Source organism: Streptomyces sp. NPDC028314 (assembly GCF_055565795.1).
Genome location: NZ_JBVHTP010000008.1, coordinates 120,754 through 134,885 on the forward strand (window position 1 = coordinate 120,754; position 14,132 = coordinate 134,885).

Consider the following 14,132-nt stretch of genomic DNA (forward strand, 5'->3'; position numbering starts at 1 on the left):
GTGCGGGACGGACGCACACGGGGGCGAGCAGCTTTCCACACGTCTGAGGAGACAGTGCTGTGACCGGGATCAAGACGACCGGCGAGAAGAAGCTGATGCTCTTCTCCGGCCGCGCCCACCCCGAGCTGGCCGAGGAGGTCGCACACCAGCTGGGAGTCGGCCTCGTGCCGACCAAGGCTTTCGACTTCGCGAACGGTGAGATCTACGTCCGCTTCCAGGAGTCGGCTCGTGGCGCGGACTGCTTCCTGATCCAGAGCCACACGGCTCCGATCAACAAGTGGATCATGGAGCAGCTGATCATGATCGACGCACTGAAGCGCGCGTCGGCACGCTCCATCACCGTGATCGTCCCGTCCTACGGGTACGCCCGCCAGGACAAGAAGCACAAGGGCCGCGAGCCGATCTCGGCCCGCCTGGTCGCCGATCTGCTGAAGACCGCGGGTGCGGACCGCATCCTCACGGTCGACCTGCACACGGACCAGATCCAGGGCTTCTTCGACGGCCCGGTGGACCACCTCTCGGCCCTCAACGTCCTCGCGGACTACGTCGGCGCCAAGGTGGACCGTACGAAGCTGACGATCGTCTCCCCGGACGCCGGCCGCGTGCGCGTGGCCGACCGCTGGTGCGACCGTCTGGACGCGCCGCTGGCGATCGTGCACAAGCGCCGCGACAAGGACGTCGCCAACCAGGTGACCGTCCACGAGGTCGTCGGTGAGGTCAAGGGCCGCGTCTGCGTCCTGGTCGACGACATGATCGACACCGGTGGCACCATCTGTGCCGCGGCCGACGCGCTGTTCGCGCACGGCGCGGAGGACGTCATCGTGACGGCCACGCACGGCATCCTGTCGGGCCCGGCGGCCGACCGCCTGAAGAACTCCAAGGTCAGCGAGTTCGTCTTCACGAACACCCTGCCGGACCCGTCGGACCTGGAGCTCGACAAGATCACGGTGCTGTCGATCGCCCCGATGATCGCCCGCGCGGTGCGCGAGGTGTTCGAGGACGGTTCGGTCACGAGCCTGTTCGAAGAGCAGCAGTAGCGGACGCGCCAGGAGCGGCAGCCGCTCCGCGGTAGATCCTTTTGGGTACGGCCTCCCCCGCCGGGTACACTCCATGAGTTGCTCGGCGAGGGAGGCCGTACCTGTTCGCGCAGGTGCTGGTGCTCCGTTATCGACGCGCTCTTCGTAGCAGGCCGTTCCGGCCGGGTGACTGTCGTCCTTTTCCGTCACCCCACGAGGAGTGAGCATGTCCGAGATCAAGCTTGCCGCCGAGTCCCGCACCGACTTCGGCAAGGGCGCTGCCCGTCAGGCCCGTCGCGACGCCCTGACCCCCGCCGTCATCTACGGCCACGGCACCGAGCCCAAGCACGTCAACGTCGACGCCCACGCCCTTCAGCTGGCGCTGCGCACCCCGAACGTCCTGCTCTCCCTGGACATCAAGGGCGGCGGCACCGAGCTGGTCATCCCGAAGGCCGTGCAGAAGCACCCCCTGAAGCGCTCGATCTCCCACGTCGACTTCCTGATCGTCAAGAAGGGCGAGAAGGTCACCGTCGACGTCGCGATCGTCACCGAGGGCGAGCTGGCCGCCGGCGGCAACATGCTGGAGACCCTCCAGAACACCATCTCCGTCGAGGCCGAGGCCACGCACATCCCGACCGAGGTCACCGTCTCCATCGCGGGCCTCGAGGCCGGCGCCACCATCCACGCCAAGGACCTGGTCCTGCCCTCGGGCACCACCCTGGCCGTCGACGGTGACATCGCCGTCCTGCAGGTCGTCGCCCCGCAGGCCGAGGAGCCGGCCGCCGAGGCCGAGGGCACCGAGGCCTGAGCCTCGCCCCCACCCCTCAGCAGTTGCTGACCGACCGCCGTCCGGCTCCACTGGAGCGGGACGGCGGTCGTCTTCGTATAAGGAGCTCTTGATGTCGGACGACGCGGCACCCTGGCTGATCGTCGGCCTCGGCAACCCGGGACCGGAGTACGCGGGGAACCGCCACAACATCGGATTCATGGTGGCCGACCTTTTGGCGGACCGCATCCGCGGGAAGTTCAAGGCCCACAAGGCGCGGGCCCAGGTGGTCGAGGGCCGCATGGGTCCGCCGGGGCCGGCGAACCGCCGGGTGGTGCTGGCCAAGCCGATGACGTACATGAACCTGTCGGGCGGTCCGGTGACGGCGCTGCGCGACTTCTACAAGGTGCCGCTGGAGCGGATCGTCGCGATCCACGACGAACTGGACATCGACTACCCGACGCTGCGGCTGAAGCTGGGCGGCGGGGACAACGGCCACAACGGCCTGAAGTCCATGACGAAGTCGATGGGCGCCGACTACCACCGGGTGCGCTGCGGCATCGGCCGGCCGCCGGGCCGGATGCAGGTCGCGGACTTCGTGCTGAAGGACTTCTCCTCCACGGAGCGCAAGGAGCTGGACTGGTTCGTGGACCGGGCGGCGGACTCGGTCGAGTGCCTGATCCAGGAGGGCCTGGAGCGCGCCCAGTCGGCGTACAACTCCTGAGCGGCGCCGGCTTCCGAGGGACGGAGCTCCCGAGGACGGCAGGAAGCCCCCGCACCGGCCGGTGCGGGGGCTTCCTGCCGTACTGTGCCGTCCCGTCCTGTCCGGGCGCCGCCGGTCAGCCGGTGTTGCGCAGACCGGCCGCCACACCGTTGACGGTGAGCAGCAGGGCCCGGGCGAGCAGCGGGTCGGCTTCCTCGCCGCGTTCGGCGGCGGCGCGCTGGCGGGCGAGGAGGGACACCTGGAGGTAGGAGATGGGGTCCAGGTAGGCGTCGCGCACGGCGAAGGTCTGCTGGAGCACGGGGTGGGAGTCCAGGAGCTTGTGGCCTCCGGTGATGCGCAGGACCTCCCGTACGGTCAGCTCGTGTTCGGCCTCGATCCGGGCGAAGACGTGCTTGAGCTCGTCGGGGACGAGGGTGTCGACGTAGTGGCGGGCGATCCGCAGATCGGTCTTGGCCAGGGTCATCTCGACGTTGGACAGGAAGTTGCGGAAGAAGTGCCACCGCTCCCCCATCTCGGCGAGGGCGGCATCCTGGCCCGCCTCGCGCAGGGCCTTGAGGCCGGAGCCGACGCCGTACCAGCCGGGGACGATCTGGCGGGACTGGGTCCAGCCGAAGACCCAGGGAATGGCGCGCAGGCCGTCGAGGCCCGCTCCGGAGTCGGGGCGGCGCGAGGGGCGCGAGCCCAGGTGCAGGTCGGCGAGCTGGTCGACCGGGGTGGCGGCGAAGAAGTACGCCGGCAGGTCCGGGTCCTCGACGAGCTCGCGGTACGCCGCGTGCGCCGCGTCGGAGACGGTGTCCATGGCCGCGTCCCAGCGGGCGAGGGCGTCGTCGGACTGGCGGGGGGCGGTGTGCAGGGCGGAGGCCTGCAGGGTCGCCGCGACGGTCAGTTCGAGGTTCTCGCGGGCCAGGGACGGCACGAGGTACTTGTCGGAGATGACCTCGCCCTGCTCGGTGACCTTGATCTCGCCTTCGAGGGTGCCCCAGGGCTGGGCGAGGATCGCGTCGTGCGAGGGGCCGCCGCCGCGGCCGACGGTGCCGCCGCGGCCGTGGAAGAGGCGCAGCCGGACACCGTAGCGGTGGGCGACGTCGCGCAGCCGGCGCTGGGCGCGGTGGATCTCCCACTGGCTGGTGGTGATGCCGCCGAACTTGCTGGAGTCGGAGTAGCCGAGCATGACCTCCTGGACGTCGCCGCGCAGCGAGACGAGGCGCCGGTAGGAGGGGTCGGCGAGCATCTCGTCGAGGATGACGTCGGCGGCGCGCAGCTCGTCGGTGGTCTCCAGCAGCGGGACGATGCCGATCTTGGCCCAGCCGGCGTGGAGGTCGATCAGTCCGGCCTCGCGGGCGAGGACGGCGGCCGCGAAGACGTCGTCGGCGCCCTGGCACATCGAGATGATGTACGACTCGATGACCTCGGGGCCGAACTTCTCGAAGGCGTCCTTGATGGCGGAGAAGACGCCGAGGGTCTTCTGGCCGGCCGCGTCGAGGGGGGCCGGGGTGGGGGCCAGCGGCCGGCGCGAGCGGAGCTCCTTGGCGAGGAGCTTGCCGCGGTAGTCGCGGGGCATGTCGGCGTAGCGCCAGGACTCCTCGCCGAGCCGGTCGAAGAGCTGGCCCAGCGCGTGGTGGTGGGCGTCCGCGTGCTCGCGCACGTCCATGGTCGCCAGCTGGAGGCCGAAGGCGGCCAGGGTGCGGATGGTGCGGTCCATGCGGCCGTCGGCGAAGAGCGCGCCGCGGTGTTCGCGCAGGGAGGTCTGGATGAGGGTGAGGTCGGTGAGCAGCTCGGCGGTGCCGAGGTAGTCGCGGCCTTCCTCGTGCGGGATGCCCTTGGCGAGGCGCTCGCGGGTGTTGAGGAGCTTCTGCCGGATGCAGGTGGCCTTGAGGCGGTACGGCTCCTCGGCGTTGAGCCGCTTGTAGCGCGGGCTGATCTCGGGGAGGCGTTCGAGGTCGGCCTGGAGGGAGGCGAGGAGTTCCTCGGTGGCTCCGGTGTAGCGGATCGAGTTCGACAGCAGTCCGCGCAGGAAGTCGATGAGTTCCAGGGCGTCGGTGATGCCGTGCTCGTGCTGGAGGATCAGCACGTCCCGGGTCACCTCGGGGGTGACGTTGGGGTTGCCGTCGCGGTCTCCGCCGATCCAGGTGCCGAAGGTCAGCGGGCGGGTGCCGGCGGGCAGCTCGACGCCGACGCGCTGGAGCTCGGCGGCGAGGTCCTCCAGTACGTCTCCCACGGCGCCGGCGTGCAGCTCGTCGAGGTAGTAGATGGCGTTGCGGGCCTCGTCGGCGGGCTCGGGGCGCACGACGCGCAGCTCGTCGGTCTGCCAGACGAGGTCGATGTTCTCGGCGAGGCGCAGGTCGTGGCGGCGGCGGTCGCCGGCGCCGGAGACGGGCTCTTCGAGGAGGGCGGCGATGCGGCGCAGCTTGTTCAGGACGGAGCGGCGGGCGGCCTCGGTGGGGTGCGCGGTGAAGACGGGGCGGACGTTGAGGTTCTTGACCGTCTCGCGCAGGTGCTCGGGGTCGGCGTCCTTGAGCATGTCCGCCGTGCGGGCGAGCAGCCCGCCTTCGGCGGCGCGGTGGGCGCGCAGCTCCTTGCCGCGGTGCACCTGCTCGGTGACGTTGGCGAGGTGGAAGTAGGTGGAGAAGGCGCGCACCAGCTTGGCGGCGGTCTCCAGGTCGGTGTCGCCGAGGAGCTCGGCCGCGGCTTCGCCGTCGGTGCGGGTGAGCGCGCGGACGCGTTCGACGAGGTCGAGGAGGTCTTGGCCCTCCTGGCGTACGAGTGTCTCCCCGAGGAGGTCTCCGAGGCGGCGGATGTCCGCGCGCAGCTCGGCGTTCGCGGTCTCCGCCGCCCGATCCTCGGCGGAGGGGACGGCGGCCGGGGTGACGGGGGCCTGGGCGGCCTGGTCAGCACTGCTCACAGGTGCGGCTCCTTGCAGTGTTCGAGCGCTACTGGGCTGTGGGCTCCCGGGTGCGCGTGGCGGTGTCTCCCCGGGACTCCTGCCCCAGCTACCGCTGGGAGGTGCCTCCGGGGGCTTCCCCGCTGCCGCGCAGCTCGGGCTGCCCGTGCGGACCGCGCTGTCCGACGTGACCAGGATAGGTGGCGCGTACCAGTGCCCGGGCAGAGCCGTGGGTACCGGTCGGTACGGGCGGGTCGTGCGGACGCGCTTCCCCTTGCCCGGGGCGGGACCTTTGCCATACTTACGATGCCGTAACTTACGGGTCCGTAGGGTTCGTCATAAGGGCACCTGCCATCTCCCTCACCCCCAGGGGATCACTGTGACCATCAGTCCCGATCTGATGGAGGGCGCTTCGGCGGCCTCCGACACATCCGAGCCGTCGGCGACACTCGGCGGCGAGAGCAAGCGGTCCGTCGAGCAGATCGCACTGCTGCTGTTCATCACCGTTCCCTTCGTGGCGCTGCTGGCGGCGATTCCGCTGGCCTGGGGCTGGGGGGTGAGCTGGCTGGACCTCGGCCTCATGGTGTTCATGTACTTCCTGGCGTGCCACGGCATCACCATCGGCTTCCACCGCTACTTCACCCACGGCTCCTTCAAGGCGAAGCGGCCGCTGCGGATCGCGCTGGCGGTCATGGGGTCGATGGCGGTGGAGGGGCCGCTGGTGCGCTGGGTGGCGGATCACCGCAAGCACCACAAGTTCTCCGACCACGAGGGCGACCCGCACTCGCCGTGGAGGTTCGGCGAGACGCTCCCGGCGCTGATGAAGGGCCTGTGGTGGGCGCACATCGGCTGGCTGTTCGACGAGGAGCAGACCAACCAGCAGAAGTACGCGCCCGACCTGATCAAGGACCCGGCGATCCGGCGGATCTCGCGTGACTTCATCTTCTGGACGATCTTCTCGCTGGCCATTCCGCCGCTGGTTGGCGGTCTGGTGACGATGTCGTGGTGGGGCGCGTTCACGGCCTTCTTCTGGGGCTCGCTGGTGCGCGTGGCACTGCTGCACCACGTGACCTGGTCGATCAACTCGATCTGCCACGCGGTGGGCAAGCGTCCGTTCAAGTCGCGGGACCGCAGCGGCAACGTCTGGTGGCTGGCGGTGCTGTCCTGCGGCGAGTCCTGGCACAACCTGCACCACGCCGATCCGACGTCGGCGCGGCACGGCGTGCTGCGCGGCCAGGTCGACTCCAGCGCCCGGCTGATCCGGTGGTTCGAGCAGCTGGGCTGGGCCACTGACGTGCGCTGGCCGTCCGCGGAGCGCATCGATGCCCGGCGCAAGGAAAAGTCCTCGAACGCGGCATGATGGGGGACGTGGCGATCGACGGCAGCAGTTCCAGCAGCGACAAGCCCCGGCGCGGCCGCCGGGTCCGGATGACGGGCGCCGAACGGCGTCAGCAACTGCTGGACATCGGCCGCACCCTGTTCGCCGAGAAGGGCTTCGAAGGCACCTCGGTGGAGGAGATCGCGGCGAAGGCCGGGGTCTCCAAGCCGGTGGTGTACGAGCACTTCGGCGGCAAGGAGGGCCTGTACGCGGTCGTCGTGGACCGGGAGATGCGACAGCTGCTCGACGGGGTGACGGGGGCGCTGACCGCCGGGCACCCGCGCGAGCTGCTGGAGCAGGCGGCGTTCGCGCTGCTGGACTACATCGAGAACTACACGGACGGCTTCCGGATCCTGGTCCGGGATTCGCCCGTGGCCCAGTCGACGGGCACCTTCGCCTCGCTGATCAGCGATATCGCCACGCAGGTGGAGGACATCCTGGGCCTGGAGTTCAAGGCCCGGGGCTTCGACCCCAAGCTGGCTCCGCTGTACGCGCAGGCGCTGGTGGGCATGGTGGCGCTGACCGGGCAGTGGTGGCTGGAGACCCGGCGTCCGAAGAAGGCCGAGGTCGCGGCGCACCTGGTGAACCTGGCCTGGCACGGGCTGGAGAACCTGGAGGCCAAGCCGCGGCTGGTGGGCCACCGCAAGAGCTGAGGCCGGCCGGCCGCCGCACGCGACGGCGCCCCGTCCCCGGAGTCCGGGTGACGGGGCGCCGTCGCGTCGTATCGGCCCGTGGGTGTCTCAGCCCGTCGGCTCCAGGAATTCGAGCCGGTTGCCGACCGGGTCCCGCGAGTAGAACCGGCGGTGCCCCGGGAGGTTGTCGTCCCAGACGACCTCTGCCCCGCGCTCCCGCAGTCTGCCCGCGTACGCCTCGATGCCGGTCACCCGCAGCCCCGGGTGCGCCTTGCGCGCCGGCCGGAAGTCCTCCTCCACCCCCAGGTGCAGCTGCACGGGTCCGGCGGCGAACCAGCAGCCTCCGCGGGCGGCGAGGACGGGCGGTTTGGGGAGCTCGGTCATGCCGAGGACGTCCTGGTAGTAGCCCCGGAGCAGGTCCTCCGAGCCCGGCGGTGCGGCGAGTTGGACGTGGTCGACGGCGGTCAGCACGGCTCAGGCCTCCTTGCGGGCGATGGCGAAGATACGGCGGAACGGGAAGACGGTGCCGCGCGGGCCGGGCGGGTAGGCCGTGCGCAGCGCCTCCCGGTACTCGCCGAGGAACAGCTCGACGGCCTCGTGGTCGTCGCCGAGCTTGGTGAGCACGGGGCGCAGGGCGGTGCCCTTGACCCAGTCGAGCACCGGGTCGGGGCCGTCCAGCAGCTGGTAGTAGGTGGTCTCCCAGACCTCGACCGCGCAGCCGAGCTCGGTGAACCGGGCGAGGTATTCGGCGGGTTCGAGGATGTGGACGTAGCGCGCGCCGTGGCCCCCGAGCCGGCCGCGCCAGCGCGGGGTGTCGCAGATCTCCGCGAGCAGCCGGTGGCTGGGGGCGGTGAAGTTGCCGGGGATCTGGAAGGCGAAGGTGCCGCCGGGCCGCAGTCCGTTGATCCAGGCGGCGAACGATCCCGGATGGCCGGGCACCCATTGCAGGGCGGCGTTGGAGACGATGAGGTCGTACGTCTCCTCGGGAAGCCAGTGAGCGATGTCCCCTTGGCGGAAGCGGAGTTCGCCGCCGCCGGCGGTGGGGCCGGCGTACTCCTCGGTGGCGCGCTGGAGCATCTCCGGGGAGAGGTCGAAGCCGGTGATCCGGGCTTCGGGCCAGCGGTCGGCGAGCAGGGCGGTGACATTGCCGGGGCCGCAGCCGAGGTCGGCGATGCGCGCGGGCCGGGAGGGGAGCTCGGGTATACGGGTCAGCAGGTCGAGAAAGGGGCGTGTGCGGTGCCCGGCGTGCCGGAGGTACTGCTGGGGGTCCCAGGTCGGTGCGGAAGGGGCCGTGGCGACGGGGATCCTGGCCGACGCGGTATCGGAATGCATGTTCGAGCCTCCCTACTGGTGGGGCGGTCGGAAGCGGAAGCTGTTCCGGCCCCCTCCATTCCCATCGTCGCCCCGATTATATCTTGACGTCAAGAGACACGATTTCAAGATATCCAGGATCGAGATCCTCCATTTGAAGAGACTTCATGTCGACAGACCCCTTACACTGATCGGCATGGAGGACGAGGTCGACCGACTGGTCGCGGCATGGCGGCGAGAACGCCCTGACCTCGACGTGGAACCGCTCGAGGTGCTGAGCCGCGTGAGCAGGCTCGCGCGCCACCTCGACCGCGCCCGCAGGCTGGCCTTCTCCGAGCACGGCCTGGAGCCCTGGGAGTTCGACGTGCTGACCTCGCTGCGGCGCGCGGGCGCGCCCTACCAGCTCTCCCCCGGCCAGCTGCTGACGCAGACGCTCGTCACCTCCGGCACCATGACCAACCGCATCGACCGGCTCGCCAAGAAGGGCCTCGTCGAGCGGCTGCCCGACCCCAGCGACCGTCGCGGGGTGCTGGTCCGGCTCACCCCCGAGGGGCGCGACCGCGCCGACCAGTCCCTCGCCGGGCTGCTGGCCCAGGAGCGGGCGATCCTGGCCCAGCTCTCCCAGGGCCAGCGCGGTGACCTCGCCGGGCTGCTACGCCAGTTGACCGCTCCGTTCGACAACATCCCCGGCTAGTTCCGCCGGCCGTACGCCGGCCCGCCGGGCCAGTGCCACCGCCGCCAGCGTGGAGTGCACGCCGAGCTTGCCCAGCACGTTCTGCATGTGGGTGCGGACGGTGTGCGGGGACAGGAACAGCCGTGCGGCCACGTCCTTGCGGCCCAGCCCCGCCACCATGCAGCGCAGCACCTCGTGTTCGCGCGGCGTGAGGGACTCGACGAGCCGTTCGCTGTCGGTGCGGTGCTTGCGTGCCGCGGTCAGCTCGCGCAGCACGCCGGTCAGCAGCGCGGGCGGAAGGTGCGTCTCCTCGCGCAGCACCCCCCGGATCACGGCCAGCAGCCGCGACAGCGAGGAGTCCTTCGCCACCCAGCCGGAGGCCCCGGCCTGGAGGGCCAGTGCCGCCCGCCGGGGGTCGTCGCGCTCGGCGAGGACCACCGTACGCACCCCCGGATGGGCCACCCGCACCCCGGCGACCAGCGCGATCCCGTCCGAGCCGGACCCGGCCGGCGGCGGCCCGGAGCCCGCTTCCCGCTGGGCGGGCAGGGCCCCCGACGCGGACGCGGCGGCGCCGAGGTCGGCGTCGACCAGCAGGACGTCGAAGCGGCGGCCCTCGGCCACCGCGCGTTCGAGGCAGCGCGTGGCGGCGGGACCGCTGCCTGCCGCGGACACGTCCACGTCAGACTCGGCCGCCAGCGCGGCTGCGAGAGATTCGGCGAAGATGCGGTGATCGTCGACCACGAGAACCCGGATACGAACCACAAAACCCCCAAGGGTAGGGGAACGGACGGCGGCGGGTACGGCGCCCGGACCGGGTGATCCGCAGTCGCCGCGGCCGCCGCCGAGACATCTCTGCACTACCCCGGACCGGACGTCGTACCCGACTTGTCTCGACCCCTGAATCAACGCCGGCCCCCACCGGTGTCACGCATCAGCGTAGAGCGGGCCCGGTCTCGCGGTTGGCCGAATAGCAGAAGTTTTCCGAGCGAGTTTCCAGCGCGGCCGTCCAGAACGGCCTTCTGGGTGGCTTGTTTTCGACCGCCCTGAAGGTCCGGAAGAAGGTTTCCGCCTCGGCTCGTGCCACGGGCAGTTGCACGGGGTCGCCCTCACCCGGCGTACGCACGCCGGGCGCCCGCGCAGAGCGCCCGGCGATGGCGCACTCCGCAGACGCGCACGCCCCCCGCACCGGTGGCACGGGGGGCGTGGGGCGACGTACGGGACGGGTGCGTCAGGAGCGCTGCTCGCGGGCGAAGTTCCAGGCGTCCGTGACGATGGCGGTGAGGTCCGAGCGGGTCGGGGTCCAGCCGAGGCGCTCGTGCGCCGTCCGCGCCGAGGCCACCAGGACCGCCGGGTCGCCCGCCCGCCGCGGGGCGACGATCTCGGGGATCTCCCGGCCGGTGACCTTGCGGACCGTCTCGATGACCTCGCGGACCGAGAAGCCGCTGCCGTTGCCGAGGTTGCAGATCAGGTGCTCGCCCGCGGCGGCGGCCTCCAGCGCGGAGAGGTGGGCCTCGGCCAGGTCCGCGACGTGGATGTAGTCCCGTACGCAGGTGCCGTCGGGCGTCGGGTAGTCCTCGCCGAACACCGAGATGGACTCGCGCTCGCCCAGGGCGACCTGGAGGACCAGCGGGATCAGGTGGGTCTCGGGGTCGTGGCGCTCGCCGAACTCCCGGTAGGCGCCGGCCACGTTGAAGTAGCGCAGCGACACCGCCGCCAGGCCGTGCGCGGCGCACTCCCCCGCGATCATGTGGTCGACGGCCAGCTTCGAGGCGCCGTACGGGTTGGTCGGCGCGGTCACCGAGGCCTCCGTCAGCAGGCCGTCGGCCGGCTCGCCGTAGGTGGCGGCGGTGGAGGAGAAGATGAGCTTGCGCACGCCCGCCTCGCGCATCGCGGTCAGCAGCGCGAGGGTGCCGCCGACGTTGTTGTCCCAGTACTTGCCGGGGTTCGCCACGGACTCCCCGACCTGGGAGGAGGCCGCGAAGTGCAGGACCGCGTCGAAGGAGGGGTCCAGGTGCTCGGCGGCGTCCTGGATCCGGCCGTTGATGAGCGTGGCGCCCGCGGGGACGCCCTCGCCGAAGCCGGTGGAGAGGTTGTCGAGGATGGTGACCTCGTGGCCCGCCTCCAGGAGATGGGCTGCGACGACACTGCCCACGTATCCGGCTCCGCCGGTGACCATGTACTTGGAAGACGCCGTGTTGCTCACTCGCCTGCTGCCTCTCGCGGGGGACGCACACGGGACCGCGTGCTGTGACTGGCTTACCGGATTCCGCAGCTCCGGGGAAATCGCCCGCCCGTTCCTCAGGCCGGCGCGCCCGTCTGCGCGGGGGGCGCCGGCGGAACCGCCCGGTCCAGCAGGCCGGTACGGGCGGCCAGCGCGGCCGCCTCCAGGCGCGAGCCCACGCCCAGCTTCATCAGCACCCGCTGGACGTGCGTGCGTGCCGTGCTCGGCGCGATGGCCATCCCGGCCGCGATGAGCCGGGTGTCCTCCCCCTCCGCGACCCTGACCAGCACCTCCACCTCGCGCGGGGTGAGCAGCCGCAGCAGCCGGCTGCCCTCGTCGTCGGGCTGGGCGGCGGGGTTGAGCAGCTCCGCGAACGCCCCCTGGAGCAGCTGCGGGGAGATGGCGACCTCCCCCGCCCGCGCCTTGGCCAGGGCCCGTTCCACGCCCTCGATGCGCTCGTCGTGGCGGACGTACCCCGAGGCTCCGGCGGCGAAGGCGGCCGCGATCCCGCGCGGGCTGGGCACCGGGCCGAGCACCACGACGGCGATCTGCGGGCGTTCCCGCTTGATGCGGACGACGGGTTCGAAGACCCCCGGTTCGGCGGGGGTGGCGGTGCCGAAGAGACAGACCTCCGGGGCCCGGCCGATGACCAGTTCGGCGGCGCCCGCGGCCGGCGCGGCCGCGGCGAGGACCCGGTGGCCGCGCAGTTTCAGGGCCGAGGCGAGCGCCTCGGCCAGCAGCCGGTGCTCGTCGACCACCATGACCCGTACGCCCATGAGGGCACCCTCCCCCGAACCTTCTGACCCGGCAAGCTACACGCTTGTTCGACGGGGCGTCCCGGTTACCGCGCAGAAGCCCCCGGAAGGACGGACCTTCCGGGGGCTCGCGGCCGTGGCCGCGGGGTCAGCTGGCGGTGAAGGAGACGAAGAGGAACTCCGGGTCGGCCTTCTCGGAGTACGGCTTCTTGACCGACGTGCGCGAGATGAAGAGCTTGCCGTTGTGGTAGCGGTACTCGGAGTAGTCCGGGGAGAAGGCGGACTCGATGCGCTGGGTCGCCTTGTCGGCCGGGTTCTCCATCAGGAGGGTCTCCTTCATCGTCGTGCTGTCGATGCTGACGACCTTGCCGCCCTTGTCGTACGGGGGCTCCTTGTAGGCGATGATGTTCGACCCGTCCATGCGCAGCGGGTACATGGTGTAGCTCTCGCCCGCGTCGGCGCGGTCACCGGTCTGCTTGCCGGTCTCCAGGTCGAAGGAGAGCAGCTCGTTGGTGCGGCCGCTGCCCTGGCCCTGGTGCTCGTACGAGGGCAGGTAGAGCTTGCCGTTGCCGACGACCATCTGGGTGCACTTCTCGACCTCGGTGGCCGCGCACTTGCCGCCGAAGGTGCCGGAGGAGAGCGAGATGCGCGCCTTCAGCTCGCCCTTGGGGTCGACGATGAAGAGGTCGCTGACGCCGGTGGCGTTCTTGGCGGTCTTGCCGACGTCGGCGCCGACGATCAGGGGCTTGGTGGAGACGATGCCGGCCCACTCGATGCCCGGGGCGAGCTTGTACGAGGCCGTGGGCGCGCCGGAGACCGGGTCGAGGCTCTGGGCGTACAGGGTCTGGTTGCCGCTGCGGCCGCACTTGCGGATCACGGCGAGGGCCTCGCCGCCGGCGTAGCCGTGGTCGTAGCAGCCTTCGCCGTCGACCTTCGGCGTCCACAGGGACTTGCCGTCGGCGAGGTTCCAGGCCGCGCCGCCGGTGGTGCCGGCCGCGGCGACGGTCTGGCCGCTGAGGGTGACCTCGTAGTAGGAGGCGGGCTTGTCGCCGGTGGTGGCGCCCTTGGCGTTGCCGGACCAGACGAGCTTGCCCGCGTTCAGGTCGATGACGCCGACCTCGGTGCACCCCGGGTACTTGTTCTCGGGCGTGGGCTGGGTGGGCTTGAAGAGGACCGCCGTCTTGTTGTCGCTGACGTGGCGGGTCGCCCCGCAGAGCTCGCCCGGGAAGGGCACCTCCCACTTCTTGCCGCCGTCGACGAGGTTGTAGCCGACGACCTTCGCCACGTCGGACTTGACGTAGGTGGTGTCGGTGATCCAGGAGCCCTCGGTGGTGACGATGTCGGCCGGCTGCGGGCTGGGGAGGTTGAACAGGACCTTCGACTTGGTGCTGGCGGGGACCTTCTCGCTGCCGCCGGCGGCCGGGGGCTTGTCGTTGCCCGGGCTCGCGCTCTGGCCGCCGTCGGCGGTGGGCTGCGTACCGCCGCCTTCGTCGCCGGAGACGTACCAGAAGCCGCCGCCGATGATGAGGACGATGGCCAGCAGGGCGGCGCCGACGATGATCAGCTGGTTGCGCTTGTCGTTGCCGCCGCCGGCCGGGCCCGGGGCCGCGTACGTGGGCGCGGGGGGCTGGCCGTAGGGCGGCGGGGTGGCCGCGCCGGGCTGCTGCGGGTATCCGTACGCGGGCTGGCCCTGCGGGGGAACGGGCGGCTGCTGCGGGAGGGTGGGGGGCACGGGCGGGACCGGCGGCGTACCGTACCCGCCGGGCTGGGGATGC

13 protein-coding genes are annotated in these 14,132 nt (G+C 71.3%); 6 read left to right on the forward strand and 7 right to left on the reverse strand.

All coding sequences use genetic code 11. The features are described 5' to 3' along the window. Positions 1 to 59 precede the first annotated feature (59 nt). From ACZ4TG_RS19615 to pth, 3 genes are all read left to right on the forward strand, one after another. A complete protein-coding gene (locus ACZ4TG_RS19615) occupies positions 60 to 1,037 on the forward strand; it encodes a ribose-phosphate diphosphokinase (RefSeq protein ID WP_030716976.1) in 978 nt (325 codons plus the stop codon). A 205-nt stretch (positions 1,038 to 1,242) separates the two neighbouring features. Continuing rightward, the gene (locus ACZ4TG_RS19620; protein WP_468164362.1) at positions 1,243 to 1,824 is read left to right on the forward strand and encodes a 50S ribosomal protein L25/general stress protein Ctc; all 582 of its coding nucleotides are present in this window, start codon (positions 1,243 to 1,245) and stop codon (positions 1,822 to 1,824) included. 91 nt (positions 1,825 to 1,915) lie between these two features. Beyond that, complete coding sequence (gene pth / locus ACZ4TG_RS19625; RefSeq protein ID WP_468164364.1) at positions 1,916 to 2,506, forward strand: aminoacyl-tRNA hydrolase; 591 nt, start codon at positions 1,916 to 1,918, stop codon at positions 2,504 to 2,506. A gap of 115 nt (positions 2,507 to 2,621) precedes the next feature. Here pth and ppc read toward each other — a convergent pair whose 3' ends face one another. Beyond that, positions 2,622 to 5,315, reverse strand: a complete 2,694-nt coding sequence (gene ppc, locus ACZ4TG_RS19630) for a phosphoenolpyruvate carboxylase (protein WP_468164837.1) — start codon at positions 5,313 to 5,315, stop codon at positions 2,622 to 2,624. Positions 5,316 to 5,766: 451 nt separating this feature from the next. On the opposite strand from ppc, the gene ACZ4TG_RS19635 reads away from it, so the two are divergent. Both ACZ4TG_RS19635 and ACZ4TG_RS19640 read left to right on the forward strand, forming a co-directional pair. Next, complete coding sequence (locus tag ACZ4TG_RS19635) at positions 5,767 to 6,747, forward strand: acyl-CoA desaturase (RefSeq protein ID WP_468164366.1); 981 nt, start codon at positions 5,767 to 5,769, stop codon at positions 6,745 to 6,747. Next, positions 6,744 to 7,418, forward strand: coding sequence for a TetR/AcrR family transcriptional regulator (locus ACZ4TG_RS19640; protein ID WP_363055063.1), 675 nt, complete (start codon positions 6,744 to 6,746; stop codon positions 7,416 to 7,418). Before ACZ4TG_RS19635 ends, ACZ4TG_RS19640 begins: the two co-directional genes overlap by 4 nt. 87 nt (positions 7,419 to 7,505) lie before the next feature. Here ACZ4TG_RS19640 and ACZ4TG_RS19645 read toward each other — a convergent pair whose 3' ends face one another. Together ACZ4TG_RS19645 and ACZ4TG_RS19650 are read right to left on the reverse strand one after the other, a co-directional pair. After that, positions 7,506 to 7,868, reverse strand: coding sequence for a VOC family protein (locus ACZ4TG_RS19645; protein WP_468164369.1), 363 nt, complete (start codon positions 7,866 to 7,868; stop codon positions 7,506 to 7,508). A gap of 3 nt (positions 7,869 to 7,871) precedes the next feature. Next, complete coding sequence (locus ACZ4TG_RS19650) at positions 7,872 to 8,729, reverse strand: trans-aconitate 2-methyltransferase (protein WP_468164371.1); 858 nt, start codon at positions 8,727 to 8,729, stop codon at positions 7,872 to 7,874. A 175-nt stretch (positions 8,730 to 8,904) separates the two neighbouring features. Here ACZ4TG_RS19650 and ACZ4TG_RS19655 point away from each other — a divergent pair, with 175 nt between their 5' ends. After that, on the forward strand, positions 8,905 to 9,402 hold the full coding sequence (locus ACZ4TG_RS19655; protein ID WP_468164373.1) for a MarR family winged helix-turn-helix transcriptional regulator: 498 nt from the start codon (positions 8,905 to 8,907) through the stop codon (positions 9,400 to 9,402). Here ACZ4TG_RS19655 and ACZ4TG_RS19660 read toward each other — a convergent pair. The 4 genes from ACZ4TG_RS19660 to ACZ4TG_RS19675 all read right to left on the reverse strand — a co-directional run bounded on the left by ACZ4TG_RS19660 (position 9,361) and on the right by ACZ4TG_RS19675 (position 14,089). Then, a complete protein-coding gene (locus tag ACZ4TG_RS19660; protein WP_468164375.1) occupies positions 9,361 to 10,143 on the reverse strand; it encodes a LuxR C-terminal-related transcriptional regulator in 783 nt (260 codons plus the stop codon). The genes ACZ4TG_RS19655 and ACZ4TG_RS19660 overlap by 42 nt on opposite strands. 466 nt (positions 10,144 to 10,609) lie before the next feature. After that, positions 10,610 to 11,557 carry a UDP-glucose 4-epimerase GalE gene (galE, locus tag ACZ4TG_RS19665; RefSeq protein WP_468164839.1) on the reverse strand — a complete coding sequence of 316 codons (948 nt, stop codon included), beginning with the start codon at positions 11,555 to 11,557 and terminating at the stop codon, positions 10,610 to 10,612. Positions 11,558 to 11,679: 122 nt separating this feature from the next. After that, a complete protein-coding gene (locus ACZ4TG_RS19670; RefSeq protein WP_468164377.1) occupies positions 11,680 to 12,378 on the reverse strand; it encodes a response regulator transcription factor in 699 nt (232 codons plus the stop codon). A gap of 127 nt (positions 12,379 to 12,505) precedes the next feature. Further along, a complete protein-coding gene (locus tag ACZ4TG_RS19675; RefSeq protein ID WP_468164379.1) occupies positions 12,506 to 14,089 on the reverse strand; it encodes an outer membrane protein assembly factor BamB family protein in 1,584 nt (527 codons plus the stop codon). Between the last annotated feature and the right edge of the window lie 43 nt (positions 14,090 to 14,132).